General features: G+C 74.7%; 27 protein-coding genes. 16 read left to right on the plus strand and 11 right to left on the minus strand.

What is annotated here, in order from left to right; all coding sequences use genetic code 11:
• Positions 1-221: 221 nt before the first annotated feature.
• The 3 genes from E4623_RS21740 to E4623_RS21750 are packed head-to-tail and all read left to right on the plus strand — an operon-like array spanning position 222 to position 2,179.
• Positions 222-830 (plus strand): biotin transporter BioY, encoded by a 609-nt coding sequence (locus E4623_RS21740; RefSeq protein WP_134768678.1) that lies wholly within the window; start codon positions 222-224, stop codon positions 828-830.
• Between the two features lie 10 nt (positions 831-840).
• Positions 841-1,539 carry an ABC transporter ATP-binding protein gene (locus tag E4623_RS21745; RefSeq protein WP_134768679.1) on the plus strand — a complete coding sequence of 233 codons (699 nt, stop codon included), beginning with the start codon at positions 841-843 and terminating at the stop codon, positions 1,537-1,539.
• Positions 1,540-1,543: 4 nt separating this feature from the next.
• A complete protein-coding gene (locus tag E4623_RS21750) occupies positions 1,544-2,179 on the plus strand; it encodes an energy-coupling factor transporter transmembrane protein EcfT (protein WP_134768680.1) in 636 nt (211 codons plus the stop codon).
• Positions 2,180-2,317: 138 nt separating this feature from the next.
• Here E4623_RS21750 and E4623_RS21755 read toward each other — a convergent pair whose 3' ends face one another.
• Positions 2,318-2,737: a tetratricopeptide repeat protein gene (locus E4623_RS21755; RefSeq protein WP_245155213.1), complete on the minus strand. Its 420-nt coding sequence runs from the start codon at positions 2,735-2,737 to the stop codon at positions 2,318-2,320.
• A gap of 62 nt (positions 2,738-2,799) precedes the next feature.
• On the opposite strand from E4623_RS21755, the gene E4623_RS21760 reads away from it, so the two are divergent.
• From E4623_RS21760 to E4623_RS21770, 3 genes are all read left to right on the plus strand, one after another.
• Complete coding sequence (locus E4623_RS21760; RefSeq protein ID WP_134768681.1) at positions 2,800-4,368, plus strand: peptide chain release factor 3; 1,569 nt, start codon at positions 2,800-2,802, stop codon at positions 4,366-4,368.
• Positions 4,369-4,522: 154 nt separating this feature from the next.
• Positions 4,523-5,242, plus strand: coding sequence for an HAD family hydrolase (locus E4623_RS21765; protein ID WP_134768682.1), 720 nt, complete (start codon positions 4,523-4,525; stop codon positions 5,240-5,242).
• The gene (locus E4623_RS21770) at positions 5,239-6,138 is read left to right on the plus strand and encodes an aminotransferase class IV (RefSeq protein WP_134768683.1); all 900 of its coding nucleotides are present in this window, start codon (positions 5,239-5,241) and stop codon (positions 6,136-6,138) included. The genes E4623_RS21765 and E4623_RS21770 overlap by 4 nt, the downstream gene beginning before the upstream one ends.
• A 159-nt stretch (positions 6,139-6,297) precedes the next feature.
• Here E4623_RS21770 and E4623_RS21775 read toward each other — a convergent pair whose 3' ends face one another.
• The gene (locus tag E4623_RS21775) at positions 6,298-7,650 is read right to left on the minus strand and encodes an FAD-dependent oxidoreductase (protein ID WP_134768684.1); all 1,353 of its coding nucleotides are present in this window, start codon (positions 7,648-7,650) and stop codon (positions 6,298-6,300) included.
• A 162-nt stretch (positions 7,651-7,812) separates the two neighbouring features.
• Between E4623_RS21775 and gabT the strand changes: the two genes are divergently transcribed.
• A complete protein-coding gene (gabT, locus tag E4623_RS21780) occupies positions 7,813-9,168 on the plus strand; it encodes a 4-aminobutyrate--2-oxoglutarate transaminase (RefSeq protein ID WP_134768685.1) in 1,356 nt (451 codons plus the stop codon).
• A 58-nt stretch (positions 9,169-9,226) separates the two neighbouring features.
• Here the strand turns inward: gabT and E4623_RS21785 are convergent, their stop codons facing one another.
• Genes E4623_RS21785 through E4623_RS21800 form a run of 4 tightly spaced genes read right to left on the minus strand, consistent with a single transcriptional unit; the run spans position 9,227 to position 13,312 of the window.
• A complete protein-coding gene (locus E4623_RS21785; RefSeq protein ID WP_134768686.1) occupies positions 9,227-10,042 on the minus strand; it encodes a galactosyltransferase-related protein in 816 nt (271 codons plus the stop codon).
• The gene (locus tag E4623_RS21790; protein ID WP_134768687.1) at positions 10,039-11,067 is read right to left on the minus strand and encodes a glycosyltransferase; all 1,029 of its coding nucleotides are present in this window, start codon (positions 11,065-11,067) and stop codon (positions 10,039-10,041) included. The genes E4623_RS21785 and E4623_RS21790 overlap by 4 nt, the downstream gene beginning before the upstream one ends.
• Positions 11,064-12,134, minus strand: a complete 1,071-nt coding sequence (locus E4623_RS21795; protein ID WP_245155214.1) for a glycosyltransferase — start codon at positions 12,132-12,134, stop codon at positions 11,064-11,066. Before E4623_RS21795 ends, E4623_RS21790 begins: the two co-directional genes overlap by 4 nt.
• 2 nt (positions 12,135-12,136) lie before the next feature.
• On the minus strand, positions 12,137-13,312 hold the full coding sequence (locus E4623_RS21800) for a glycosyltransferase (protein WP_245155215.1): 1,176 nt from the start codon (positions 13,310-13,312) through the stop codon (positions 12,137-12,139).
• 304 nt (positions 13,313-13,616) lie between these two features.
• Between E4623_RS21800 and E4623_RS21805 the strand changes: the two genes are divergently transcribed.
• The gene (locus E4623_RS21805; protein WP_134768688.1) at positions 13,617-14,432 is read left to right on the plus strand and encodes a sigma-70 family RNA polymerase sigma factor; all 816 of its coding nucleotides are present in this window, start codon (positions 13,617-13,619) and stop codon (positions 14,430-14,432) included.
• Positions 14,433-14,504: 72 nt separating this feature from the next.
• Here E4623_RS21805 and E4623_RS21810 read toward each other — a convergent pair whose 3' ends face one another.
• Positions 14,505-15,692, minus strand: coding sequence for a zinc-dependent alcohol dehydrogenase (locus E4623_RS21810; protein WP_134768689.1), 1,188 nt, complete (start codon positions 15,690-15,692; stop codon positions 14,505-14,507).
• Between the two features lie 124 nt (positions 15,693-15,816).
• Between E4623_RS21810 and E4623_RS21815 the strand changes: the two genes are divergently transcribed.
• Together E4623_RS21815 and E4623_RS21820 are read left to right on the plus strand one after the other, a co-directional pair.
• Positions 15,817-16,248, plus strand: coding sequence for an SRPBCC family protein (locus E4623_RS21815; protein ID WP_134768690.1), 432 nt, complete (start codon positions 15,817-15,819; stop codon positions 16,246-16,248).
• Complete coding sequence (locus E4623_RS21820) at positions 16,249-17,835, plus strand: NAD(P)/FAD-dependent oxidoreductase (protein ID WP_134768691.1); 1,587 nt, start codon at positions 16,249-16,251, stop codon at positions 17,833-17,835.
• Here the strand turns inward: E4623_RS21820 and E4623_RS21825 are convergent.
• Positions 17,832-18,803 carry a helix-turn-helix domain-containing protein gene (locus E4623_RS21825; RefSeq protein WP_134768692.1) on the minus strand — a complete coding sequence of 324 codons (972 nt, stop codon included), beginning with the start codon at positions 18,801-18,803 and terminating at the stop codon, positions 17,832-17,834. The genes E4623_RS21820 and E4623_RS21825 overlap by 4 nt on opposite strands.
• A gap of 133 nt (positions 18,804-18,936) precedes the next feature.
• Here E4623_RS21825 and E4623_RS21830 point away from each other — a divergent pair, with 133 nt between their 5' ends.
• Positions 18,937-19,575, plus strand: a complete 639-nt coding sequence (locus E4623_RS21830) for an isochorismatase family protein (RefSeq protein WP_134768693.1) — start codon at positions 18,937-18,939, stop codon at positions 19,573-19,575.
• A gap of 78 nt (positions 19,576-19,653) precedes the next feature.
• Here the strand turns inward: E4623_RS21830 and E4623_RS21835 are convergent, their stop codons facing one another.
• A complete protein-coding gene (locus E4623_RS21835; RefSeq protein ID WP_134768694.1) occupies positions 19,654-20,508 on the minus strand; it encodes a sulfurtransferase in 855 nt (284 codons plus the stop codon).
• Between the two features lie 31 nt (positions 20,509-20,539).
• Entirely contained in the window at positions 20,540-21,400 is an 861-nt protein-coding gene (locus E4623_RS21840) for an SDR family oxidoreductase (RefSeq protein WP_134768695.1), read from the minus strand.
• A 56-nt stretch (positions 21,401-21,456) separates the two neighbouring features.
• Here E4623_RS21840 and E4623_RS21845 point away from each other — a divergent pair, with 56 nt between their 5' ends.
• From E4623_RS21845 to E4623_RS21855, 3 genes are all read left to right on the plus strand, one after another.
• A complete protein-coding gene (locus E4623_RS21845; protein WP_134768696.1) occupies positions 21,457-21,660 on the plus strand; it encodes a DUF2945 domain-containing protein in 204 nt (67 codons plus the stop codon).
• A 3-nt stretch (positions 21,661-21,663) separates the two neighbouring features.
• Positions 21,664-22,590 carry an SDR family NAD(P)-dependent oxidoreductase gene (locus tag E4623_RS21850; protein WP_134768697.1) on the plus strand — a complete coding sequence of 309 codons (927 nt, stop codon included), beginning with the start codon at positions 21,664-21,666 and terminating at the stop codon, positions 22,588-22,590.
• Between the two features lie 205 nt (positions 22,591-22,795).
• Positions 22,796-23,032 (plus strand): hypothetical protein, encoded by a 237-nt coding sequence (locus E4623_RS21855; RefSeq protein ID WP_134768698.1) that lies wholly within the window; start codon positions 22,796-22,798, stop codon positions 23,030-23,032.
• A gap of 7 nt (positions 23,033-23,039) precedes the next feature.
• On the opposite strand, the gene ppk2 is transcribed toward E4623_RS21855, so the two are convergent.
• Entirely contained in the window at positions 23,040-23,930 is an 891-nt protein-coding gene (gene ppk2 / locus E4623_RS21860) for a polyphosphate kinase 2 (RefSeq protein WP_134768699.1), read from the minus strand.
• A gap of 55 nt (positions 23,931-23,985) precedes the next feature.
• Between ppk2 and E4623_RS21865 the strand changes: the two genes are divergently transcribed.
• Both E4623_RS21865 and E4623_RS21870 read left to right on the plus strand, forming a co-directional pair.
• The gene (locus E4623_RS21865; RefSeq protein ID WP_134768700.1) at positions 23,986-25,173 is read left to right on the plus strand and encodes an ATP-binding protein; all 1,188 of its coding nucleotides are present in this window, start codon (positions 23,986-23,988) and stop codon (positions 25,171-25,173) included.
• A gap of 131 nt (positions 25,174-25,304) precedes the next feature.
• Positions 25,305-25,853, plus strand: a complete 549-nt coding sequence (locus E4623_RS21870; protein WP_134768701.1) for a hypothetical protein — start codon at positions 25,305-25,307, stop codon at positions 25,851-25,853.
• Positions 25,854-25,889 lie beyond the last annotated feature (36 nt).

A 25,889-nucleotide genomic window follows, 5' to 3' on the forward strand; every position in this document is an offset into this window, starting at 1 on the left:
GAGTACCCCCCGCCCGCGCGATCCGGACCATCCCGGTGCGGCGGGTCCTCCGTGTCGGGGACCGGCACCACCCGCCCACCCACCGGCGCGGGTGCCGCCGGGACTCCGGGCGGCGCTATGTTCAGGGTCGGCGCGGCCCCGCACGGCAGGGCCGGGCGAGCCGTCACCGGCCGCCGTCCCACCCGCGCCAGGACCCGAACCACCAGATCCGGAGCACCGACATGACGCTGCACCAGCCGACCGAGACCAGCACCGCCGACCGGCCGCGACGCTTCTCCCCCACCGACCTGGCCCTGGTCGCCTCGTTCGCGGCCCTCATCTCCGCGATGACCTACCTGGGCGCCGTCCCGGTCGGCGGCGCCGGCGTCCCGATCACGCTGCAGACCCTCGGCGTGATGCTGGCCGGCTGCCTGCTCGGCCCGGTCCGCGGCACCGCCGCCGTCCTGCTCTACCTGCTGCTCGGCTTCATCGGGCTGCCCGTCTTCGCCGGGCACACCTCGGGTCCGGGGGTGCTCAGCGAGCCGAGCGTGGGCTACCTGCTGTCGTTCCCGATCGCCGCGGCGCTCGGTGGCTTCCTCGTCACCCGCATCCCCGCGTCGGCGCGCACCCGGGCGCTCCCGGTCTTCCTGTGCTCGATCGCGGCCAGCATCCTGGTGATCCACCCGATGGGGATCGGCGGGCTGATGGTCCGCCTCGACCTCGACGTCGTCGAGGCCTGGCGCATCGACGTCCTCTACTGGGTCGGCGACCTGCTGAAGACGACGATCGTCGCGCTCGTGGTCTCCGAGGTGCACCGCGCCTTCCCCCAGCTGCTCGACCGTCGTCGCTGACCGGCCCCGGATGCCGCTGATCGAGCTGCGCGACGTCGCGGTCACCGTCTCGACGCCGTCCGGTGACCGGGCGCTGCTGCACCCGACGTCGCTGTCGCTCGGCGAGCAGCGGATCGGCGTGATCGGGCCGAACGGCTCGGGCAAGTCGACGCTCGTGCGGTTGCTCAACGGCCTCGTGACCCCGACGGCCGGCGCGGTCGTCGTCGGGGGCGTGGACGTCGTCGCCCAGCCGGCGGCGGCCCGCCGGCTCGTCGGCTTCTGCTTCACCGACCCCGCGGCCCAGCTCGTGATGCCGACGTGCGTCGAGGACGTCGAGCTGTCGCTGCGCCGGCACGAGAAGGACGCCGCCACCCGGCGTCGGCGCGCGCTCGAGGTGCTCGACGAGCACGGGCTCCTCGCCCACGCCGACCTGAGCGTGCACGCGCTCTCGGGCGGCCAGAAGCAGCTGCTCGCCCTCGCCGGCGTGCTCGCCGTCCGGCCGCAGGTGCTGGTCGCCGACGAGCCGACGACCCTGCTCGACCTCGTCCACACGCGGCGGGTCGGCGACCTGCTGTTCGCGCTGGAGCAGCAGCTGGTGCTGGTCACCCACGACCTCGACCTGGTGCGCCGCTGCGACCGGGTGCTCGTGGTCGACGACGCCCGCGTCGTCTTCGACGGGCCGGCGGGCGCCGCCGTCGACCACTACGTCGCCTCGGTCACCGGGCGGTGAGCCGGTGAGGGGGACGGCGCCCCGGTCGGTGACCGTCGGGCTCTACCACCCGGGCGACACGGTGCTGCACCGGCTGCCGGCCGGCGCCAAGCTGGCCGGGCTCTCGCTGGTCAGCGTCGGCACCGTCGTGTCGCACGCGCCGGCGGTGACGGTCGCGGTGTTCGTCCTCGCCGTGCTGCTGGCGTGGGTCGGGCGGGTCCCGCTGGTGTCGCTGGTCCGCTCGCTGCGCCTGGTGCTGGCGGTCGCCGTGGTGGCCGCCGCCCTGCAGTGGTGGTGGTACGACTTCCCCAAGGCCGCCGAGACCCTCGTGGACCTGGTCTCCCTGGCCCTGCTCGCGGTCGTCGTCACGGTCACCACCCCGGTGACGACGATGCTCGACACGATCGTGCGGCTGCTGGGCCCGCTGCGTCGCGTCGGCCTCGACACCGAGCGGGTCGCGCTGGCGGTCGCCCTCGCGATCCGCGCCCTGCCCGCGACCGTCGACCTGGGCCGCGAGACCCGCGACGCGGCCCGCGCCCGCGGGCTCGGGCGCAACCCGCGGGCGTACCTGACGCCGTTCGTCATCCGCGTCGTCGCGCAGGCGCACCTGACCGGCGACGCGCTCGTCGCGCGCGGCATCGGCGACGACGACCTGGTCTGATGCTCCGCGACCGCCGGGAACCGGCCGGTGTCGAGGTCGAGGTCCCGGCCCACCGGGGCCGAGCCACGGCCAGCGGCGACGCGGGCCCGTGGCCCGGTCGCCGCTCGGGCGCTCGCCGGCTCGGCCTCCGGCGCGACGTCAGCCCGTGGCGAGCAGCCGCTCGACGCGCAGGACGTCGAGCTCGTGCTCGATGTCACCGGTCATGGCGTGCGCCAGCCGCAGGTGCGGCAGCGCCTCGCGCAGCCGGGACTGCCGCTCGAGCGTGCGGCCGAGCGCGTGCCGGGCCCACACGTCGCTCGGGTCGTCGTCGACGAGGGCGACGAGCTCGGTCTCGGCCGGACCGAGCGAGGCACGCATGAAGTAGGCCCAGGCGCGCAACGTGCGCAGCCCACGGTTGCCGGGGTCCCGTTCCAGGGCCGGGGCCAGCACCTCGAGCGCCTCGCGCGGGGCGCGGCGCTCCAGCAGGTCGTGCGCGACCCGGTGCGCGGACTCCAGGCCACGCTGGCCGGGGAAGACGATGGCCGGGACGGCGATCTCAGGCAGCTCCTCGATGTTCACACCGGCACAACGCGAGGACGCCGATCACGATTCCTGGCCCGGTGCCGGGTAGTTTTCGGCGAGTGTCCGACAGCCGCCCCCGCCGTACCTTCGCGGTCATCAGCCACCCCGACGCCGGCAAGTCCACCCTGACCGAGGCGCTCGCGCTGCACGCGCGGGTGATCACCGAGGCCGGTGCCGTGCACGGCAAGGGCGGGCGTCGCGCGACCGTCTCCGACTGGATGGACATGGAGAAGGCGCGCGGGATCTCGATCACCTCGGCCGCGCTGCAGTTCACCTACCGCGACCACGTCGTGAACCTCGTTGACACCCCCGGCCACAGCGACTTCTCCGAGGACACCTACCGCGTGCTGTCGGCCGTCGACTCCGCCGTGATGCTCGTGGACGCCGGCAAGGGGCTGGAGCCGCAGACGCTCAAGCTGTTCCGCGTCTGCGCGCTGCGCGGCATCCCGGTCATCACCGTCATCAACAAGTGGGACCGCCCCGGGTTGTCCGCACTCGAGCTGATGGACCTCATCGAGCAGCAGATCAAGCTGCGCCCGACCCCGCTCACCTGGCCCGTCGGCGAGGCGGGCGACTTCCGGGGCGTGCTCGACCGGCGTACCGGCGAGTTCGTGAAGTACACCCGCACCGCCGGCGGCGCGACCCGCGCGCCGGAGCGGCGGATGCCGGCGTCCGACGTCGACGCCGCGGACCTGCCGGTCTGGCAGGACGCCGTCGAGGAGCACGAGCTGCTCGAGGCCGACGGCGCCGACCACGACCAGGAGCAGTTCCTGGCCGGCCGGACGACGCCGGTCATGTTCGCCTCGGCGCTGCAGAACTTCGGCGTCGCCCAGCTGCTCGACCTGCTGCTCGACCTGGCGCCCGCCCCGCACGCCACCGAGGGCGTCGACGGGTCGGTCCGCGAGCCCGCCGACGACTTCAGCGCCTTCGTCTTCAAGGTGCAGTCGGGCATGAACGCCGCCCACCGCGACCGGCTCGCCTACGCGCGGGTCGTGTCGGGCACCTTCGAGCGCGGCATGGTCGTCACGCACGCCTCGACCGGGCGCCCCTTCGCCACCAAGTACGCCCAGGCCGTCTTCGGCCGCGAGCTCTCCTCGATCGAGGAGGCCTCCCCCGGCGACATCATCGGCCTCGTCAACGCCCAGGCCCTGCGGGTCGGCGACACCGTGTACGTCGGCGACGCGATCGAGTACCCGCCGGTGCCGACGTTCGCCCCCGAGCACTTCATGACCGTGACGGCGGCCGACGTCGGTCGCTACAAGCAGTTCCGCAAGGGGATCGACCAGCTCGACCAGGAGGGCGTCGTCCAGGTCCTGCGCTCCGACCTCCGCGGCGACCAGAGCCCGGTGCTCGCGGCGGTCGGACCGATGCAGTTCGAGGTCGTCGAGGAGCGGATGGAGAACGAGTTCAACTCCCCGATCCGGCTCTCCCGGCTGGACTACCAGGTCGCCCGCCGCACCGACGCCGACGGGGCGGCCGCGCTCTCCGGCAAGCGCGGCGTCGAGGTGCTCCAACGCTCCGACGGCACCCACCTCGCGCTCTTCGTCGACAAGTGGCGCGCCGACGTCACCGCCCGCGACAACCCCGACATCCTGCTCGAGGCGCTGCCCGCGGGTGGCGCAGCCTGAGGGTCGGCCCTCCGCTGGTCGAGCCGGCCCGCACCTGGCTGCCGCGCGACGGTCCGCGGAGGTCGCGTGCCTGGGAACGGTCCGTGCGCCGTCCGGGGACACACGACCCGTTCCGGGCCACCCAGGGCCGCGGGCAGCGGTAGGTTCGGCGTCGATGACCTACCGGATCGCCATGTGGTCGGGCCCGCGCAACCTGTCCACGGCACTGATGCGCAGCTTCGAGAACCGCTCGGACTGCAGCGTGGTCGACGAGCCGCTCTACGCCGCCTACCTGCACGCGACGGGCCTCGACCACCCGGCCCGCGACGCGGTCGTGGCCTCGCAGGCCACCGAGTGGACGACGCTGGCCGCCGAGCTCACCACCGGTGCGGTGTCCACGCCGGTGCAGTACCAGAAGCACATGACCCACCACCTGCTCCCCGAGGTCGACCGCGACTCGCTCGCCGACCTGCACCACGCCTTCCTGGTGCGCGACCCGCGGCGGGTCCTGACGTCGTACGCCAAGGTGCGCGACGAGCCGACCCTCGAGGACCTCGGCCTGCCGCAGCAGGTCGAGCTCTTCGAGCGCTACGGCGGACCGGTCGTCGACGCCGCCGACCTGCTGGCCGACCCGCACGACACCCTCACGGCCCTGTGTGCCGCGCTCGGCATCGACTTCGACGAGGCGATGCTGTCGTGGCCGGCCGGGCCGCGCGCGAGCGACGGCGTCTGGGCGCCGTACTGGTACGCCGGCGTCGAGGCGTCGACGGGGTTCGAGCGTCACTCCCCCGGCGAGGCCGATCCCGTGCCGGCCCACCTCGAGCCGCTGCTCGAGCGCTGCCTGACCCACTACGAGGCCCTCGCCCCCTACCGGATCGGACCCGACCCCACGTGAAGCAGAGCTACGACCCCCGCAACGACCAGCTGCTGGTCAACGTCGGCGGGGTCCTGTCCGCACCGCACGAGGCCAGGATCAGCCCGTTCGACTCCGTGGTGCAGGGCGGCGACGCCGTCTGGGAGGGCCTGCGGCTCCACGACGGCCGGATCTTCGCCCTCACCGAGCACCTGGCCCGGCTGCGGCGGTCGGCGCGGGCACTGGCCTTCACCGAGGTCCCGACCGACGAGGAGATCACCGCCGAGATCACCCGCACCCTGCAGGCCAACGGCATGCGCGACGACGTGCACGTCCGGCTGACCCTGACCCGCGGGGTCAAGGTCACCAGTGGCATGGACCCCCGGCTCAACACCGCCGGCCCGACCCTGATCGTGCTCGCGGAGTTCAAGTCGCCGGTCTACGACGACGCAGGGATCACCCTGGTCACCGCCTCGGTCCGCCGGCACCGGGCCGACTCGCTCGACCCGAAGATCCACCACAACAACCTGCTCACCTCGATCCTGGCCAAGATCGAGGCCAACGTCGCCGGTGCCGACGACGCGCTGATGCTCGACGACGCCGGCTTCGTCGCCGAGACCAACGCCACCCACGTCTTCCACGTCGCCGACGGGGTCCTGCACACCCCCACGACGCGGGCCTGCCCCGAGGGCATCACCCGCGCGACCGTGCTCGAGCTGGGCGCCGAGCTCGGCATCGCCACCGAGGTCGGCGACCACTCCCAGACCCAGCTCTACACCGCCGACGAGGTCTTCGTGACCGGCACCATGGGCGGCCTGGCACCGGTCGTCGCGATCGACGGCCGCGTGATCGGTACCGGAGCCCGCGGCCCGGTGACTGAGCGGCTGGTCACGGCGTACGCCGCGCGCACGGCGACCTCGGGTGTCCAGGTCGTCTGAGCCCCGGTCTCGGACGCCCGGGGATCGTCGAACGCCGGACGGGCCCGGACGACGAGGTCCCTGCCGTCCGGGTGCCGGGCTCTCGCGGAGCGGCACCCGAACGCCAGGGACGTGGTGGGGCCGGGGCTGACCGGCGCGGGCAGGAGCAGCCGGGGCGGGTCAGCCGCGGGCGACGCGGAGCATCTCCTCGCGCGCGACGACCTTGATCCGCTCGCGCCCGGCCGCCTCGCCGAGGGCGAGCTCGTGGGCGTCGAGACGCTCCCAGCCGTCCCAGGTGACGACGTCGACGCCGCGGTCAGCGAGGTGGGCGACCAGGCCGTCGGGGTCGGTGTCCTCGGGGACGGCGAGCGCGTCGACGTCCTCGAGGAGGTGCGCGACCGTCTGGGCGGCGTCGGACTTGGTGTGGCCGATCAGGCCGACCGGGCCGCGCTTGATCCAGCCGGTGACGTAGGCACCGGGCACCGGCACGCCGTCGAGGTCGAGCACCCGCCCGCCGTCGTTCGGGATGACGCCGGCGGCCTGGTCGAAGGGCAGGTCGACGAGCTGGGTGGAGAGGTAGCCGACCGCGCGGTAGACCGCCTGGACGGGCGTGTCGACGTACTCGCCGGTGCCGCGGGCGGTGCCGTCGCCCCGCAGCTCGGTGATCTCGGTGCGCAGGCCCTCGACGCGGTCGGTGCCGAGCACCTCGACCGGGGCCTGGCACAGGTGGATGTGGATCCGGCGCGAGGCACCCGTCGGCTCGGCGTCGACGTGCTTGAGGAGCGTGTCGACGACGAGGCGGACGCCCTTGCTGGAGCTGATCGCCTGCTGGCTGGCCTCGTCGATCTCGAAGCCCTCGGGGTGCACGATGACGTCGACCTCGGGCGAGTGCGACAGCTCGCGCAGCTCCATCGGCGTGAACTTGATCTGCGCCGGACCGCGGCGGGCGAAGACGTGGATGTCGCGCGCCCGGTTGAGCGCGAGGCCCTGGAAGACGTTGTCGGCGATCTCGGTGCTCAGCTGCTCCTCGGCCGGCTTCGCGAGCATCCGGGCGACGTCGAGGGCGACGTTGCCGGCGCCGAGGACGGCGACCGACTCGGCCTCGAGCGGCCAGTGGGCGGGGACGTCGGGGTGACCGGCGTACCAGGACACGAAGTCGGCCGCACCGTGGCTGCCCGGCAGGTCGACGCCCGGGATGTCGAGCGGTCGGTCGGCCATCGCGCCGGTCGCGAAGACGACGGCGTCGTAGAAGCGCTGCAGGTCGTCGAGCTTGAGGTCGGTGCCGTACTCGACGTTGCCGAGGAAGCGGATCTCCTCGCGGCTCAGCACCCGCCGCAGCGCCTTGACGATCTCCTTGATGCGCGGGTGGTCCGGCGCGACGCCGTAGCGCACGAGGCCGTACGGCGCCGGCAGGCGGTCGAGGATGTCGACGCTGACCCAAACACCGGCCTCGTCGGCCTCCTTGGTCAGGATGTCGGCGGCGTAGATGCCCGCCGGGCCGGCACCGACGACGGCGACGCGGATGTTGCGCATGGGGAGGTACTCCTGGTGGTGTCGAGGGGCTGCGGCTCCAGCCTGTCGTGGGGGCAAGGTCATGCCTACCCGCCACCTTCCTGTGAACCCACAGGAAGTGCCTGTGAGTCTCGACACGACGGATAGATTCACCTCGATCGCACGACATCTCCAGGAGGACCCGTGAGCGCACCCGCCATCGACCAGAGCACCGTCGTCCAGGAGCGTCGCCTCGTCACCGCCCTCCCCGGCCCGCGCTCGGTCGAGCTGATGGCCCGCAAGCAGGCCGCCGTCGCCGCCGGCGTCGGGACGACGATGCCGGTCTTCGCGGCCCGCGCGGCGGGCGGGATCGTCGTCGACGTCGACGGCAACCACCTGATCGACCTCGGCTCGGGCATCGCGGTCACCACGGTCGGCAACAGCGCGCCGCGCGTGGTCGCGGCGGTGCAGCAGCAGGTCGCCGACTTCACCCACACCTGCTTCATGATCACGCCCTACGAGTCGTACGTCGCGGTGGCCGAGGCCCTCAACCGGCTGACGCCCGGCGACCACGAGAAGCGCACCGCGCTGTTCAACTCCGGCGCCGAGGCGGTCGAGAACGCCGTCAAGATCGCTCGCACGGCGACCGGCCGTCCCGCGGTGGCGGTCTTCGACCACGCCTACCACGGCCGGACCAACCTCACGATGGCGATGACCGCGAAGGTGATGCCCTACAAGCACCGCTTCGGCCCGTTCGCCTCCGAGGTCTACCGCGCGCCGCTGTCGTACCCGTTCCGCGACGGCCTCGACGGCGCCACGGCAGCCGCGCGCGCCCTCGACCTCCTCGAGAAGCAGGTCGGCGCCGACAACCTGGCCGCCCTGGTCATCGAGCCCATCCAGGGCGAGGGCGGGTTCATCGAGCCCGCGCCCGGCTTCCTGCCCGCGCTCGCCGCCTGGTGCCGCACGAACGGCGTCGTCTTCGTCGCCGACGAGGTGCAGACCGGGTTCGCCCGCACCGGCGACCTCTTCGCGTGCGACCGGGAGGGCGTGGTCCCCGACCTGGTCGTCTCGGCCAAGGGCATCGCCGGCGGGCTGCCGCTCTCGGCCGTCACCGGTCGCGCCGAGCTGATGGACGCCGCGCACGCCGGCGGCCTCGGCGGCACCTACGGCGGCAACCCGCTCGCCTGCGCGGCGGCCCTGGCCGCGATCGAGACGATCGAGGCCGACGGCCTGGTGCAGCGGGCGCGCGACGTCGAGCACCTGCTGCTGACCCGGCTGCGCGCCCTCCAGGAGAGCGACCCGCGGATCGGCGACGTCCGGGGCCGCGGCGCGATGATCGCCGTCGAGCTGGTCCGCGCCGGCGGCACCGACCCCGATCCCGACCTCGCCCGGAGGGTGGCGGCCGCGGCGCACGCCGAGGGCGTGATCGTGCTGACCTGCGGCACCTACGGCAACGTGCTGCGGTTCCTGCCGCCGCTCGCGATCAGCGACGCGCTCCTCGACGAGGCCTTCGACGTCGTCGAGCGGGCCTTCGCCGCCTCCCCACCGACGGCGGGCTGAGAGGGCCGCCGACCCCGACGTCCGGGCCCGGAGCGCACGCCGCCCGGCCGCCCCTGCGTCAGGCGCGCACCCAGCCGTCGCCGTCGCGGCGCACCAGGCCGAGCTCCTCGAACGCCGTCAGCCAACCGCCCATCGGCCACTCGCCCCACCGTGCGTGGAAGAGCCGGCCGTTGCGCAGGATCGCGTCGAGGTGCTCGACCGGGGGCGAGCTGACCGGGTGGTGCTGGTGGTAGGCGCGGGCGGCACCGACCCACCACAGACCGACGCCGGCCGCCTCGGCGCAGCGCCCGAGGTCGGTGTCCTCGCCGCCGTAGCCGACGTAGCCCTCGCAGAACCCGCCGACGGCGTCCCACGTCGCGGGGGTCGTGGCGAACGACAGCGACCAGAAGAGACCCGGGTCGCTCGAGGCGGCGACCTCGCCGGCGGCCGGAGCGGGCCGGGCCGGGTGCGGCGCGTCGAGGTCGTCGAGCGTGGCGAGGTCGTAGCCGGTCGCGGGCGGGGGCCCGAGGTAGGTGACCGGACCCGACCACAGGCGGTCCGGGTGGGCGGCGACCACGTCGGCGTACCCGGCGACCAGGCCGGGGCCGGCCAGGCAGTCGACGTCGAGCAGGACGACGACGTCCGCACCGCGCTCGACGAGGTCGGCGACGCCCTGGTTGCGGGCGGCCGCGAGCGGCAGGCCGAGCGCCGTGGCGTCGATGCGGGTGACGGTCCGCTCGAGCCCGGCGAGGGTCGTCGGGCCGATCCCGGGGTCGTCGATGGCGACCACGGCGTAGTGGTCGGGGCGCCGCGACCCGCGGGCGAGCGAGCGGTGCTGGGCCTCGAGGTGGGCGTGCCGCCCGTGGGCGATGGTGACGACGCCGACGCGGGTCATCGGGGTGCCTCCGGCGGGGCCGGCTCGGCGAGCCCGGTCACGACCGCGGCGAACCGCTCGACCGCGTGACCGTCGCACCAGTCGGCCCACCTGCGGCCGTCCAGGGCCGCCGCGCGGTCGAGGTCGGCGGCGTCGGAGGGCCAGTCCTGGCGAACGACGGCCGGCCAGCCCTCGGCCAGGACGGACCCCGTGGTGGCCTGCTCGGCGTGCGGCCGCGGCTGCGGCACGACCACGGCCGGACGACGGGCGGCGGCCACCTCGGCGACGGCGTTCTGCCCGGCGTGCGTCACCACGACGTCGGCCGCGCGCATCGCGGCGGACGGGTCCTCGACCCAGCGTCCCGGGGTCCCGTCGAGCACGGTCCAGGTCCAGCCGTCGACCTGCTCGGCGGCGCGGGTCGCGGCGGTCGCGGTCGCCGCGTCGCCGCCGGTGCCGAGCAGCAGGAGGGCGTGCCGACCGCCGTCCGCCGGGGGCGGGTCGTCGTCGACCGGCAGCCGCGACAGGGCGCCGAGGCAGTGGATCCTCGCGGTCACCGCCTCGGGGACGCCGCGCAGCATGCCCGCGGCCCGCGTCGGCCAGAACGCGACCAGCGCGTCGGCGACCTCGAGGCCGAGCAGGTGGGCGGCGTCGTCACGGCGGCCGGGCAGCACGACCCCGACGGTCGGGACGCCGTGCAGCCGGGCCAGCAGCAGCACCTCGACCGAGACGTCGACCACGACGACGTCCGGCCGGGCGCGCTCGATCCAGGCCGAGACCACCGCGGCGCGCGACCGCAGGCCGGTGTGCCGCAGCGGCGCCCAGTGGAGCCGGCCGCCGGCGGTCGGCTCGACGGGCGCACCGTCGTCGTCGCGGGCCAGGCCGACCCACTCGCCGGGCCAGTCGGAGGGACGTTCGAGCGAGGACAGGGCGGTCACCGTCCCGCCCCCGGTCGCCGCCAGGTGCGCGGCCAACGAGCGGGCGCGCTGCAGGTGGCCGCGGCCGACGTGGTGGACGTAGTACCCGATCGTCCGGGAGGGCTGCGTCATGCCGCTTCGTCGTCGCGGTCGAGCAGGTCCTCGTAGCACCGCTCGTAGTCGTCGACCATCCGGGTCAGCGAGCACGTCGCCTCGGCGTGGGCGCGGACCGCTCGGCGGTCCAGCCGACCGGCGGCGAGGACGGCGGCGGCGAGCGCGTCGACGTCGTCGGCCGGCGCCAGGACACCGCCCCCGGCGCCGACGACCTCCGGGAGGGCGCCGCGGGCGTACCCGGCGACCGGGGTGCCGCACGCCATCGCCTCGGAGGCCACCAGGCCGTAGGGCTCGTCCCAGGCGGGGGTGACGACGGCGACCGACGCCTCCCGCAGAAGCCGCCCGAGCGCGGCGTGGGTCAGGTGCCCGGCGTACTCGATGCCGTCGCCGAGCCGCGGCTCGATCTCGGTGCGGTAGTACTGCTGGTCGTGGGCCGGTCCGACCAGCACCAGGGGGACGCCGGCGCGCCGGCAGGCGTCCATCGCGGCGTGCGGCGCCTTCTCGGGCACGACCCGGCCCGACCAGACCGCCGGTCCCCCGCCGTCGCCGGCGTACCAGCGGGCGAGGTCGATGCCGTTGTGGACGACGGTCGCCGGCACGGCGTGCGCCCACGCGGCGGCGGTGAACGCGCTGACGGCGGCGAACGTCGAGCCGAGCGGGTCGAGCGAGATGGCCGACTCCACCAGGGGCAGCGGGGGCGTGTGCAGCGTCGTGAGCATCGGCACGTCGACGGCCGAGGCCATCGCCACCGGGAGGTGGTGGAGGCTGTTGTTGTGCACGACGTCGTACTCCTCGGAGCCGGTGCGGGCCAGGTCGAGCATCAGACCGAGGTAGGCGTGGTGCTCGGCGAGCCAGCAGGCGCTCGGGGCGTTGCGGTCGGCGAGGGCGGCGGTGCTGGCCTCGAACGCAGCCGGCACCAGCAGCCGGACCGGCAGGTCGACGTCGGAGCCCGGGCCGGCGAACAACGTCACGTCGTGGCCGCGGGCGGCCAGCTCGCCGGCCAGGACGTGCGTCATGGCCTCGAGCCCGCCGGCGAAGGGCTCGCGGATCGGGAACCGGTTGGAGGCGATGAGGCAGATCCGCACGGTCACCTCCCCGCGACGGCGTCGGCGTACAGCGCGGCGTGGGCGGCGGCGAGCGAGCGTCGCTGGGCGCGACGCTCGTCCACCGTGGCGGAGAGGTTTGGCCGGAGCTCGTGGGCGCCCCGGACGGCGGCCGACAACGACGTCGCGTCGAAGTGGTCCTCGTCGTGGGCGTAGGTGAGCACGGGGCCCTGGTCGGCGAAGTAGCCGCACGACGGCGCGACCACCGTCGTGCCGAGGTCGCGGCAGGCCTCGAGCCAGCCCGAGTGGGTGCCGAAGCGGTAAGGCAGCACGGAGACGTCGAGGCCGGCGAGGTAGCGCCAGAGCTCGTCGTCGGAGAGGTAGTCGTGCACGTGCAGCTCGATCCGCCCCACCTCCTCGAGCCGGCGCAGCGTCGACGCCAGCTCCGGGTCGTGCCGGGCGCCGGTGGCCTCGAGGACGTCGCGGTGCGCGTTGACCTGCAGGACGGCGTCCGGCAGGTCGGCGAGCGTGTCGGCGAGCGTGGCGATCACCGGCAGCGGGGCCATGCTCGCCCGCAGGCTCTTGACGTGGACGCCGACCCGGAACGGACGCCGCGCCGCGGCCCGGCGTCCGACCTCCCGCATCGAGCGGGCCGCGCGCATGGTCTCGAACGGGACGACGTGCGGGTGCGGCAGCACCACGGCCTCCCGCCCCCACCGTCGACGGATCTCGGCGGCGGCACCCTCGGTCAGGGTGACGACGCGGTCGGCCGCCGGCACCAGCACGTCGAGCTGCGCGTCGTGGAGCCCGCGCGACTCGTGGTGCGGGTTGCGCAGGTCGTGCGCGGTGTAGACCAGGGGCGTGCCGCGGCGGCGCAGGACGTCGACGAACGCCTGCAGGTCGGCGGGCTCCCGCGCGTCGAACCCGAAGTGCACGTGGAACAGGTCGACGTCGTCCGCCGCGGTCGCCCAGGCGGGGTCGAGCATCACCGGCGGCCACCACCGCTGCGTCGGCGCCGCCGCGCGGCCGTCCGGGCCGCCGTCGGGGTCCGGGTCGGGCAGCCGCACCGGTCCGCCGCCGCCCTCGGGGGCGAGGTGACGGACGTAGACGTGACCCGACGGCACCGACGCGATCACGGGCGCGGGCCGCGGGGCGGCCTCCGCGGAGGGAGTCGGGTCGCCGGCGGCGGGGCCGGCGTCCTCGGAGGTTCGAGTGGTCACGTGCGGAGGTACCCCTGCAGGCCGCACCCCACGCGCGACCGCGCCGCAGACACCTGTGCGGGTGACTGCGTGATCGTCACCGGACGGGTGTAGCCGAGAGCCCGGCCGGGCCGGTCGCCGGAGAGGACGCCCCGTGCCGGACATCCACACCCGGACCCGGGTCCCCCGCACGGGTGATCGTGGATCAGACACCCTTCGAGGTGGGAGCAGCCGGAGTGCCGTCTCACTACGTTGACGGACAACCCCTGATGCCGCTGAAGCCGCCGCAAAGCTCTTCACCCACCCTCTTGAAGGCGGAGCCGCCATGTCTGTGAACGCGCCTGTCGACGCGCCGGTCCACGTCCTCGTCACGCCCGACCACGGACTCTCCCGAGCCGGCCGGTCCGAGCTGACCGACGACCTGCTCACCCGCGCCCACGCCACCGGTGACCCGGCCGAGCGCGAGCGGCTCCTCGACGACGTCGTGGTCGCGAACCTGCGGGTCGCGCACGCCGTCGCCGCCCGCTACCGGGGCCGCGGCGTCCCGATCGAGGACCTCGAGCAGGCGGCGAGCGAGGGCCTCGTGAAGGCCGTCCACCGCTTCGACCCCACCCAGCGTCACGACCTCCTCAGCTACGCCGTCCCGACCATCCGGGGCGAGGTGCTGCACTACTTCCGCAACCACTCCTGGACCCTGCGGCCCCCGCGTCGCGTCCAGGAGCTGCAGTGGCGCATCAGCCGCACCGACGACGACCTCGGCGCCAGGCTTGGGCGCGAGCCCACCGTCGCCGAGGTCTGCGACGCCCTCGAGATCACCCTGGCCGAGCACGACGAGGCGGTCGCCGCCTTCGGCTGCTTCCAGCCCACCTCGCTCGACCAGCAGATCGGCGGGACCGACCAGCTGACCCTCGGCGAGAGCCTGGCCGACGACACCGACCACCGCGACGCCGCCGAGGCCCGCACCCTGCTCGGGCCCGTCGTCAGCCGCCTCTCCGAGCGGGACCGGCGGGTCCTGTACCTGCGGTTCTTCGAGGACCAGACCCAGCAGGAGATCGGCGAGGAGCTCGGCGTCCCGCAGATGCAGGTCTCGCGCTGGCTCGGCCGCATCTGCCGCGACCTGCGCACCCAGCTCGCCGGCTGAGGACGCTCCCGCGGCGGGACCGCACCGGCGGGTCCGCGCGGCCGTCGGCCGCGCGGACCCGCCTGGCTCGACTCAGGGGCGGAAGACGGTCTTGACCATGCCGTCGCCCTTGTCGCGGAACGTCTTGTACGCCGCAGGGGCGTCCTCGAGCGGGAGGTGGTGGGTGGCGAAGGTCTCGACACCGAGCACGTCCTCGTCGCGGTTCAGCAGGTCGAGGATGTCGTCGCTCCAGCGGTGGACGTTGGCCTGCCCCATCCGCAGCTGCAGCTGCTTGTCGAAGAGCTGCAGCATCGGCATCGGCGAGGCCGCGCCGCCGTACACGCCGGAGATCGAGACGGTGCCGCCGCGGCGCACCGACTCGAACGCCGTGTAGAGCGCGTCGAGCCGGTCGGACCCGGTCTTCTGCATGAGCGCGCCGGCCACCTTCTTGGGCAGCAGGCCGAGCGCCTTCTGCGCGGCCTCGGCGACCGGCGACCCGTGGGCCTCCATGCCGACGGCGTCGATGACGGCGTCCGCGCCGCGGCCGTCGGTGAGGTCGCGCACCCGCTCGGGCACGTCGTCGGAGTCGACCTCGCGCAGGTCGACGGTCTCGCCGCCGCGCTCGGTGATCCGGGCCAGCCGCTCCGGGACCGAGTCGACGACGATGACGCGCAGGCCGCGGTGCTTGGCGATGCGGGAGGCCATGTCGCCGATCGGGCCGGCGCCGACGACGAGGAGCGTGCCGCCCTCGGGGGTGTCGGCGTACTCGACGGCCTGCCAGGCCGTCGGCAGCACGTCGGAGAGGTAGAGGAACCGGTCGTCGGGCGGGCCGTCGGCGACCTTGATCGGCAGCGTGTTGCCGAACGGCACGCGCAGCGCCTCGGCCTGGCCGCCGGGCACCTGTCCGTAGAGCTTGCTGTAGCCGAAGAGGCTCGCGCCGGTGCCCTGGTCGCGGTTCTGGGTGGTCTCGCACTGGCTGTGCAGCCCGCGGGTGCACATCCAGCAGGTGCCGCACGAGACGTTGAAGGGGACGACGACGCGGTCGCCGACCTTCAGCGCGGTCACGTCGGCGCCGACCTCCTCGACGACGCCCATTGGCTCGTGGCCGACGACGTCGCCGGCCGTCATGAACGGCGTCAGCGGGTCGTAGAGGTGCAGGTCGGAGCCGCAGAGGCCGGTCGAGGTGATCTTGACGACCACGTCGGTCGGCTCCTCGATGCGGGCGTCCGGCACGTCGACGACCTGCATGTCCTGCCGGCCCTGCCAGGTGACGGCCCTCATGCCGCGCACCCCGCGGAGGTGGTGGTGACTGGACGGTGGGTTCGGTGGGTCATGGCGTCCGGTACCCCCCGGCGCGCTGCCTACGCACCTGCATGGGTGGGGCCGCGACGGGGCACCGAGGGTCATGGCGACGAACACCCGCATCGTGAAGGCCCCGCCCGAGAAGGTCTGGGCCGTGCTCGACGACGGCTGGCTCTACCCGCTCTGGGTGGTCGGGGCGTCCCGGATGCGGGACGTCGACGACGACTGGCCCGCTGTGGGCTCCCAGCTGCACCACAGCGTCGGCTCGTGGCCGCTGCTCATCGACGACACGTCGGAGTCGCTCGAGGTCGTGCCCGACACGCTGCTGCGGGTGCGGGCGCGGGGGTGGCCCGGCGGCGAGGCCGAGGTGCTCATCACGCTGGAGCCGCACCCGGAGGGCACCCTGGTTGTCGTCGAGGAGGACGCCGTGCGCGGTCCCGGCCTGCTGGTGCCGCGCCCGGTGCGCTCCCCGCTGATCGGCTGGCGCAACGTCGAGACGCTGCGCCGCCTGGCCCTGCTCGCCGAGCGCCGCTAGGTGGGGCACGACGCCGTCGTCGTCGGAGCCGGGCCCAACGGACTCGTCGCGGCGAACCTGCTCGTCGACGCCGGCTGGTCGGTGCTCGTGCTCGAGGCGCAGCCGACGCCGGGCGGCGCGGTGAGCAGCGACCGCGAGCTGCACCCGGACTTCGTCCAGGACACCTTCAGCGCCTTCTACCCGCTGGCCGCGGTGTCGCGGACCATCCGGGGGCTCGGTCTCGAGGAGCACGGGCTCGAGTGGGTGCACGCCCCCGCTGTCCTCGGGCACCCGACCGACGACGGCTGGGCGGTGCTGCACCGTCGGCGCGAGGACACCGCGGCGGCCCTGGCCGCCCGGCACCCCGACGACGGCGAGCGGTGGCTGGAGCTCTGCCGCACCTGGGACGCCGTCGGGGGTCCGCTCGTCGACGGGCTGATCTCGCCCTTCCCGCCGGTGCGGGCCGGCGCCTCGCTGCTGGCCCGCGTGCCGCGCGCCGGTGGCCTCGACCTGCTGCGCACCTTCGCGACGCCGGTGGCCGACCTCGCCCGCCGCTTCACCGGGCCGGACGCCGGCCTCCTGCTCGCCGGCAACGCCGGCCACGCCGACCTGCCGCTGCACTCCCCCGGCTCGGGGCTCTTCGGCCTGCTCATGACGATGCTCGGCCAAACGGTCGGCTTCCCGGTGCCGCGCGGTGGCGCCGGCGAGCTGACCGCGGCGCTGGTGCGCAGGTTCGAGGCGGCCGGCGGCGAGCTGCGCTGCGGCACCCGGGTGGACGGCGTCCGCGTGCGTGACCGGCGCGCGGTCGCCGTCGAGACCGCGGACGGCGAGCGGCACGAGGCGCGCCGCGCCGTGGTCGCCGACGTCTCGGCGGTCGCCCTCTTCAACCGGCTGCTCGACCCCGCGGACGTGCCGGCCGGGGTCGCGCGGGGCATGCGCTCCTTCGACCTCGACCCCGGCACGGTCAAGGTCGACTGGGCGCTCGACGGCCCGGTGCCGTGGACCACGCCGCCGCCGGTCGCGCCGGGCACGGTGCACGTCGCCGAGTCGGTCGACGAGATGGCCGAGGCACTCGCGCAGGTCGCGTCGCGCCGGATCCCCGCGGCGCCGTTCCTGCTGTGCGGGCAGATGACGACGTCCGACCCGACCCGCTCCCCTGCCGGCACCGAGTCGCTGTGGGCCTACACCCACGTCCCGCAGCCGCACCCCGGCGTCCGGGACGCCGCCGGCGACGGTCCGGACGCCGTCCGCGGCACCTGGGACCGCGACGACTGCGAGCGGTTCGCCGACCGCATCCAGGCCCGCCTCGAGCGGCACGCACCCGACCTGGCGTCGCGGATCGTCGCGCGCCGGGTGCTGGGGCCGCGCGAGCTCGAGGCCCGCGACGCCAACCTCGTCGGCGGCGGCATCAACGGCGGCACCTCCCAGATCCACCAAGAGCTCTTCTTCCGCCCGGTGCCCGCGATGCGCGGGCGCCCCGAGACGGGAGTCCGCGGGCTCTACCTAGGCTCGGCCTCCGCCCATCCCGGCGGCGGCGTCCACGGCGCCCCCGGCGCGAACGCCGCCCGGGCCGCGATCTGGCACCACCGGCTGCGGCTGCGGCGCTAGCCGGGCCGGCGCCCGGGAACCGCCGGCTCGGCGAACTGGCGCCGGTAGCTCGACGGCGGCACCGCGAACTGCGCGACGAAGGCCTGGCGGAAGGTGACGGCGCTGGTGAAGCCGCACGCGCCGGCGACGCGGCCGATGCTCCAGTCGGTCGTCTCGAGGAGCGCGCGGGCCTCGTCGAGGCGGCGGGAGAGCACCCAGCGGGCCGGCGTGGTGCCGGTGACGCGGCGGAAGTGCCGGACGAAGCCGCGGCGGCTCATGTGGGCGTGCTCGGCGAGCCGCTCGACCGGCAGCGGCTCGTCGAGGCGGGTGAGGGCCCAGGCCATCACCCGGCCCACCGGGTCGTCCTCGGCGGGGCCGGCGACCGGACGCTCGATGTACTGCGCCTGCCCGCCCTCGCGGTGCGGCGCGACCACCAGGGCGCGCGCCACCTTCGCCGCGGCGGCGGCCCCGAGGCGGGTGCGTACGAGGTGCAGGCAGGCGTCGATCGAGGCGGCGGTGCCGGCCGAGGTGAGGACGTCGCCGTGGTCGACGTACAGGGCGGTGGCGTCGACGACCGTGGTGGGGTGCTGCGCGGCGAGCTGGTCGGTCGCCAGCCAGTGGGTGGCCGCGCGGCGTCCGTCGAGCAGCCCGGCCGCGGCCAGCGGGAACGCGCCGAGGCAGAGCCCGACCACGACCGCGCCGCGCGCGTGGGCGGCGACGAGCAGGTCGCACAGCCGCGGGTCGACCGGGGCGGGCGGCGGGTGCCACGACGGGACGACGACGACGTCGGCGTCCGCGACCGCCTCGGGTCCGGCGACCGGGCCGAGCCGGTAGCCCTCGGCGGTGCGCACGGAGTCGCCGTCGAGCGCCCACAGCGTGGTGACCCAGTCGGCGGCGGCGTCCTGCCGCCCGACCTCGCCGAAGACCAGCTCGGGCGCGGCCAGGTGGAACGTCGTCACGCCGTCGAAGGCGAGGACCGCGATGCGCATGCGTGTGACTCCTCGGGGCCGTTGGCTCAGATCCATCGAAAGTATGCATCCGGGCCACTCACGGACGTCGGCGGGCCCGCGCCAGGCTGAGGACACCGACGGTGCCGCCGTCCCCCCGACCGAGGAGAACCTCATGAGCAACCCCCGCCGCGCCCTCGTGGTCGTCGACGTCCAGCAGGAGTACTTCGACGGCCCGCTCACCATCCAGCACCCGCCGCGGACCGACGCCCTGGCCCGGGTGGTCCGCGCGATCGGCGTCGCCCGGGAGCACGGCCTGCCGGCCGTCGTCGTCCAGCACACGGCGGGCGAGGGTGCTCCGGTCTTCGCGCCCGGGACCCCGGGCTTCGACAACCACCCGGACGTCGAGGCCGCGGTCGACCCGGCCTGGAAGCGGGTCACCAAGGGGTACGGGAGCGTGTTCGCGGGCACCGACGTCGCCGACTGGCTGCGCGAGGTCGGCGCCGACACCATCACCGTCGTCGGGTTCATGACCAACAACTGCGACCTGGCCACCGCCGTCGAGGCCGAGGGGCTCGGCGTCGCCGTCGAGGTGCTCTCGGACGCCAGCGGCGCGATCCACCTGGCCAACTCCGCCGGCAAGGTGCACGCCCGCGACCTGCACGAGACGTTGATGACGCTGCTCAACTCGAACTTCGCCTCGGTCGCGACGACCGAGCAGTGGGAGCAGGCCGTCGCCGCCGGCACGGCCCTCGAGACGGGGAGCGACCTGGGCTCCTCGGCGATGGCCGGGCGGGCGGCGTTCGACGCCTGATCCCGCTCCCGGGCGGCCGCGTCCCGGGGGGACGCATCCCGGGGTCGTCGTGAGCCCGACGTGGGCCCGACGCGGCGGTCAGCGCTCGCCGGTCGCCACCGGCCGGTCGAGGTTGCTCCACTGCGACCACGAGCCCGGGTAGAGCGCGACGTCGTCGTGGCCCGCGATCGCGAGCGCCGCGATCTCATGGGCGGCGGTCACCCCCGAGCCGCAGTACACCGCCGTCGCGACGCCGGCACGGACGCCGAGCGCCTCGAACCGGGCCCGCAGCTCCGCGGGTGGTCGGAAGGTCCCGTCGGGCGCCAGGTTGTCGACGGTCGGCGCGCTCACCGCCCCGGGCACGTGGCCGGCCCTCGGGTCGACCGGCTCGACCTCGCCGCGGTACCGCTCACCGGCGCGGGCGTCGAGCAGGACCCCGCCGGCGCCGAACCCGGACACCTCCTCGGCGTCGACGGTCACCATCCCGCCGCCGGGCAGGACCACGTCGCCGGCGGCCGGGACGACGTCGTCGTCGTCGAGCGGCTGGCCGGCGGCGACCCAGGCGGCCAGACCGCCGTCGAGGAGCCGGACGTCGGTGAACCCGGCCCACCGCAGCAGCCACCACGCCCGCGCGGAAGCGAGGTTCCCCGTGGCGTCATAGGCGACGACGGTGCTCCCGGCGCGCACCCCCCACCGTCGCGCGGCCGCCTGCACCTGGTCGAGCCCCGGTAGCGGGTGACGTCCGTCGGTGGGTCGGCCGTGGGCGGCGAGGTCGGTGTCGAGCGGGACGAAGACGGCACCGGGCAGGTGACCGAGCAGGTAGTCGCCGTGCTCCGGCGGGCCACCCAGCGTCCACCGGACGTCGAGGAGCACGAGGTCGCGACGACCCGCCCGGGCGGCGTCGACGAGCCCGACCAGCTGGTCTGCGGTGACGAGGACGCCCGGCGCGGTCATCGGGCCACCGTAGACGCCGGGCGCCGCTGCGTCAGGACCGCTTGCGCGACACCGCGTCGAACACCGGCCCGACCACCCGGTCGTAGAGCCCCGGCGCGAGCCGGAAGGCGGCCACCAGGCCGTAGTTCAGGTAGGCCGTCTGCACCTCGAAGCGCCGCGAACCGATCTGCCGCAGCACCACCCTCGCCGCCCGCTCGGGACTGATCGTCGGCGGCGGGGCGGTGTTGACGCCGCCGGCCGCGTCGAGCGCCGAGTCGTAGATCGGGGTGTCGACGCTGCCCGGCGTGACGTGGGCGATCCGCACGCCCGGCAGGTCGCCGTTCTCGATCTTCAGCTGGCGGGCCAGGGCGCGCACGCCCCACTTGCTGACGACGTACGGCGTCATCTCGGGCACCGCGACGAGCCCGAGCAGCGAGCCCACGAGCACGAGGTCGCCGTGCTCCTGTCGGCGCAGCACCGGGACGACGTGGCGGGCCACCGACGCCGAGCCGAGCAGGTTGGTGCCGACCACCTGGGCGAAGTCCTCCGCCGAGGTGTCCTCGGTGCGGCCGTAGGTGACGACGCCGGCGCAGTGCAGCACCGCGTCGATCCGGCCGTGCCGGCCGAGCGTGTCGGCGACCACCTGCTCGACGGCGGCGTCGTCGGAGACGTCGGCCGTGAGCGGCGTGGCCGAGGCGGCGCCCCGGGCCCGGCAGTCCTCGGCGACCTCCTCCAGCACGTCGGCGCGGCGGGCCACCAGGACGACGTGGTCGCCGGCGTCGGCGGAGAGCAGCGCGGTGGCGCGACCGATCCCGCTCGAGGCGCCGGTGACGACGACGACCCGACCCGGCGGCCGGGGACCCGAGACGCCGAGGAGACCCGAGAGTCCCGGCACCATCCCTCGCGTCAGCACGAGCAACCCCCTCGGGTGGGGTCGCTCGGGGCGGCGACGCCGTTAGCGTCCGAGGCATGAGCATCCGCAAGGGAACCAAGGTCCACTGGAACACCTCTCAGGGGAAGACCACCGGCAAGGCCGTCGAGAAGCGGACGAAGCCCTTCCAGCACGACGGGCAGAAGTTCGACGCGAGCGAGGACGACCCGTACTGGATCGTCGAGTCCGAGAAGACGGGGGCGAGCGCCGCCCACAAGGAATCCTCGCTCGAGCAGGCCTGAGGCGTGGGCACCCCGCAGCCGGCAGCGCCGCGAGCGGTCCTCGTCGTCGGCGCCACGTCCGGCATCGGCCTCGCGGTCGCCCAGCAGCTGAGCGCCCGCGGCGACCGCCTGGTGCTGCTGGCGCGCGACGAGGCCCGCCTCCGGCAGGTCGCCGACGGTCTGCCCGGTCCGGTCGAGGTCGTCGCGGGCGACGTCGCCGACGAGGACGTCGTGGAGCGCGCCGTCACCGCGTGCGTGGCGGCGTACGGACGGTGCGACGCGGCGGTCAGCACGGCCCAGGCGATGGCCTACGGCACCGTCGCGAGCCTGCCGCCCGACGTGCTGCGCCACCTCGTCGACGTCGCCGTCGGCGGCACCGGCAACCTGGCCCGCTCGCTGCTCCCCCGCTTCCGTAAGCAGGGCGGCGGCCACCTGGTCGTCGTCAGCTCGCTGCTCGCCGAGATCGCCGTCCCCTCGATGGGCGGCTACTGCGCCGCCAAGTGGGGCCAGCTCGGCCTGGTCCGCGCGCTGCAGGTGGAGGTGCGCCGCGAGCGCGGCGTCCACGTCAGCGTCGTGCTGCCGGGCGCCGTCGACACCCCGATCTACCGTCAGGCCGCCACGTACGCCGGCCGGCTGGGCTCGGCGCCGCCGCCGGTCGTCACGCCCGAGCGGGTGGCGCAGGCGTGCCTGCGGCGGCTCGACCGGCCGCGCCGGCTCGACCACGTGGGGCCGGCCAACCTGCCCGCCGTCGCGGCGTTCCGCCTCCTGCCCGCGCTGTACGACCGCCTGGCCGGGCCCCTGGTCGACCGGGTCGTGCTGCGAGGCCCGCGCTCCGAGGACCACGGGGGCAACGTGCTGGAGCCGGTGCCGTCGGCCGAGGGACTCAGAGGCGGCTGGACCACCGGTGGGAGGCAGCGCGGCCGTTCGGGGCGCGCTCGTTGGCGTGGTTGAGGACACGGTCCGTCCTGACGATGGTCGTGGCTGGGGCCGGCACGGGAGAGGGTGCTCCCCCGCGACAGCTGGGGCCCGCGGATGGGGAGCGGGGCTGGAGCCACGACGCTAGCCAGCAGCCGGGCTCGGCAGGTCACCCGAAGGATTCCGACCCGCCACCCGTCCGGGGGGCGACCGCGGCGGCCGGGGACGGCAGCATCGAGACATGAACGACGACGCGCACACCACGCACGACTCCAGCAAGCTCGAGGCGGTCCAGGGCGTGGTCGACCGCGTGAGCTCCTACCAGGACGGCGCACCGGAGGGCACGGTCCGCCACGAGCTCCTGGCCGGGCTCGACAGCGCCGGCGTCCGGCTCGAGGACGACGAGGTCACCCGCCTCGCCGACGCGATCGAGGAGCAGCACGGCGGCGTCGACGCCGCGAGCGTCCTGGGCGGCTGACCTCGGCTCAGTCGCCGACGGCGTCGGTGCCCCGCTGCACGATGAGCGGGTCGGGGACCCCGACGACGTCGTCGTCGCGGCCCTCGTAGTCGAAGCGCGACAGGAAGTGCCGCATCGCGTTGACCCGCGCCCTCTTCTTGTCGTTGCTCTTGACCGTCGTCCACGGCGCCCACTCGGTGTCGGTGCGCCGCACCATCGCCTCCTTGGCGGCGGTGTAGTCCTCCCACTTGTCGAGCGACTCGAGGTCGATCGGCGAGAGCTTCCACTGCCGCACGGGGTCGACCTGGCGGATGATGAACCGCGTGCGCTGCTCCGACTGCGTCACCGAGAACCAGAACTTCGTGAGCGAAATCCCGCTGTCGACCAGCATCCGCTCGAACAGCGGCGCCTGGGCCATGTACTGCTCGTACTCGGGCGGCGAGGCGAACCCCATCACCCGCTCCACCCCGGCGCGGTTGTACCAGGACCGGTCGAACAGGACCATCTCGCCGGCGGTCGGCAGGTGCTGGACGTAGCGCTGGAAGTACCACTGGTTCTGCTCGCGGTCACTGGGCTTGCCGAGCGCCACGGTGCGGGCGTAGCGGGGGTTGAGGTGCTCCATGAACCGCTTGATCGTGCCGCCCTTGCCGGCGGCGTCGCGGCCCTCGAACAGGAGCACGTGCTTGCTGCCGGTGTCGGCGGCCCAGCGCTGGAACTTCAGCAGCTCCACCTGCAGGCGGTACTTAGCCTCGTCGTACTCCTCGCGCGGCATCCGCTCGTCGTAGGGGTAGTTCTCGCGCCACGTGTCGACCGCGCGGCCGTCGGGATCGATGAGCACCGGGTCGTCGTCGTGGTCCTCCCCGATCGTGTGACCGCCGATGTGCAGCCGGTCGATGTACTCGCGCACGTCCCTCAACATGGGTGGCACCGTAGTCATCGCACATGAACGACCGGGGTCGGGTCTACGGTGACGCATGGCCGAGCCCGAGAGCGACGTCGGTGAGCCACGACGAGCGCGTCCCCCCACCTCGCCCGACGAGGACGTCGAGGACGTCGAGGAGCGCTACCGCTCCCTCTTCGACCAGAACCCCCAGGCCGTCTTCCGGCTCGGCGTCGACGGCCGGTTCACCGAGCTCAACCCGTCGGCCGGCGAGGTCAGCGGCTACCGCGCCGGCGAGCTGGTCGGCCGGCACTTCCACGAGCTCGTCGTCCACGAGGACCACGACCGGGCCTCCGAGGCGTTCGCGCGGGTGATCGAGCACGGCTCCCAGCAGGTCGACCTGGCCATCCGGCGCGCCGACGGACAGGTCGTGGACCTCTTCGTCACCGGGATCCCGTGGAAGGTCGACGGCGCGACCCGGGGGGTCTACGTCGTCGCCGACGACGTCACCGGTCGCAACCACGCCGCCCGCGAGCTCGACGCCACCCGGCGCTTCGCCACCGAGGCGGCGCGGGCCAAGACCGACTTCGTCGCCCGGATGAGCCACGAGGTCCGGACTCCGCTGACCAGCATCCTGGCGGCGGTCGAGCTGTTGGCCGACACCGGTCCGAGCCCCGAGCAGACCGAGCTCATCACCACCCTGCAGCGCTCCGGCACCCGGCTGCTCGCGCTCGTCGACGGCGTCCTCGACTTCTCCGCGGCCGACAGCGCGAGCGCGCCCACCACCGAGGAGTTCGACGTGCACGCCCTCATCGGCGACGCCGTCGCGCTCGTGGAGAAGTCGGCGCGGCGCAAGGGACTGCGGCTCGACCTCGACCTCGGCGCCGACGTCCCGCGGCGGGTCCGGGACCACCCGACCTGGACGTCGCAGATCCTGGTGAACCTGCTGAGCAACGCCGTCGAGCACACCGAGACCGGCGGCGTCGAGCTCGCGGTCAGCACGACGGTGACCGCGAGGTCCGGACCGGCGATCCTCTACCGCGTCGCGGACACCGGCATCGGCATCGATCCCTCCCGTCACGAGCAGATCTTCGAGCCCTTCAGCCGGCTCCCCACCCCCGGGTCGACCGGCACCCCACGGGCCGGGCTGGGGCTCAGCATCGTCAAGCAGCTGGTCGCCGTCAGCGGCGGCACGATCGCCGTGGACAGCGCCCTGGGACGGGGCAGCACGTTCTTCGTGCTGCTGCCGGTCGAGCCGCTCGACGACCACGACGTTCCCTGAGCGGGTGAGCCGCGACCGGCGGCGGCGTCCTACCGTCGAGGTACTGGCACGCCGGGTCTCCGGCGTCCCTCCCTCGGGTCGGATCCCGGTGACCCCGGTCGATCCCGCTCGCACCTCTCGTCAGGAACCCCATGTCGCAGCGCAACACCCTCGTCCGCAGCCTGCACGACCTCGGCCTGTCCACCTGGTTCGGCGGCTCCCTGATGGGCGCCGTCGGCCTCAACGGCGCGACGGGCCGCGCCGCGGACCCGACCGAGCGCACCCGGCTGTCGTCCCTGGGCTGGAAGCTCTGGTCGCCCGTCGCGGCGGGTGCCATCGGCGCCCACGCGGTCGGCGGCGCCGGCCTCATCCTCGCGAACCGCCGCCGGATCGACCAGCACGGCGGCACCGCCGCCAACACCTGGACCAAGGGCGGCCTCACCGTCGCCGCGGCCGGCCTGACGGCGTACGCCGGGCTGCTCGGCCGCACGGTCGAGGCCGAGAGCGAGCACGGCGCCGAGGGCGCCACCGAGCCCTCCCCCGCCGCCTCCGACAAGCTCGCCTCCGCCCAGCGCCAGCTGAAGATCGTGCAGTGGGCCATCCCGGCGGTCACCGGCGTCCTGGTCGTGCTCGGCGCCCAGCAGGGCGAGCAGCAGCGTCCGAGCCAGCAGCTCCTCGGCCGCCTCCCCGGGCGCCACTGACCCGTCCGCGCGGTCGGGCCGCGGGCCTGACGCCGA

It is taken from the genome of Nocardioides sp. 1609 (assembly GCF_004522105.1).
Classification (GTDB): Bacteria; Actinomycetota; Actinomycetes; order Propionibacteriales; family Nocardioidaceae; genus Nocardioides.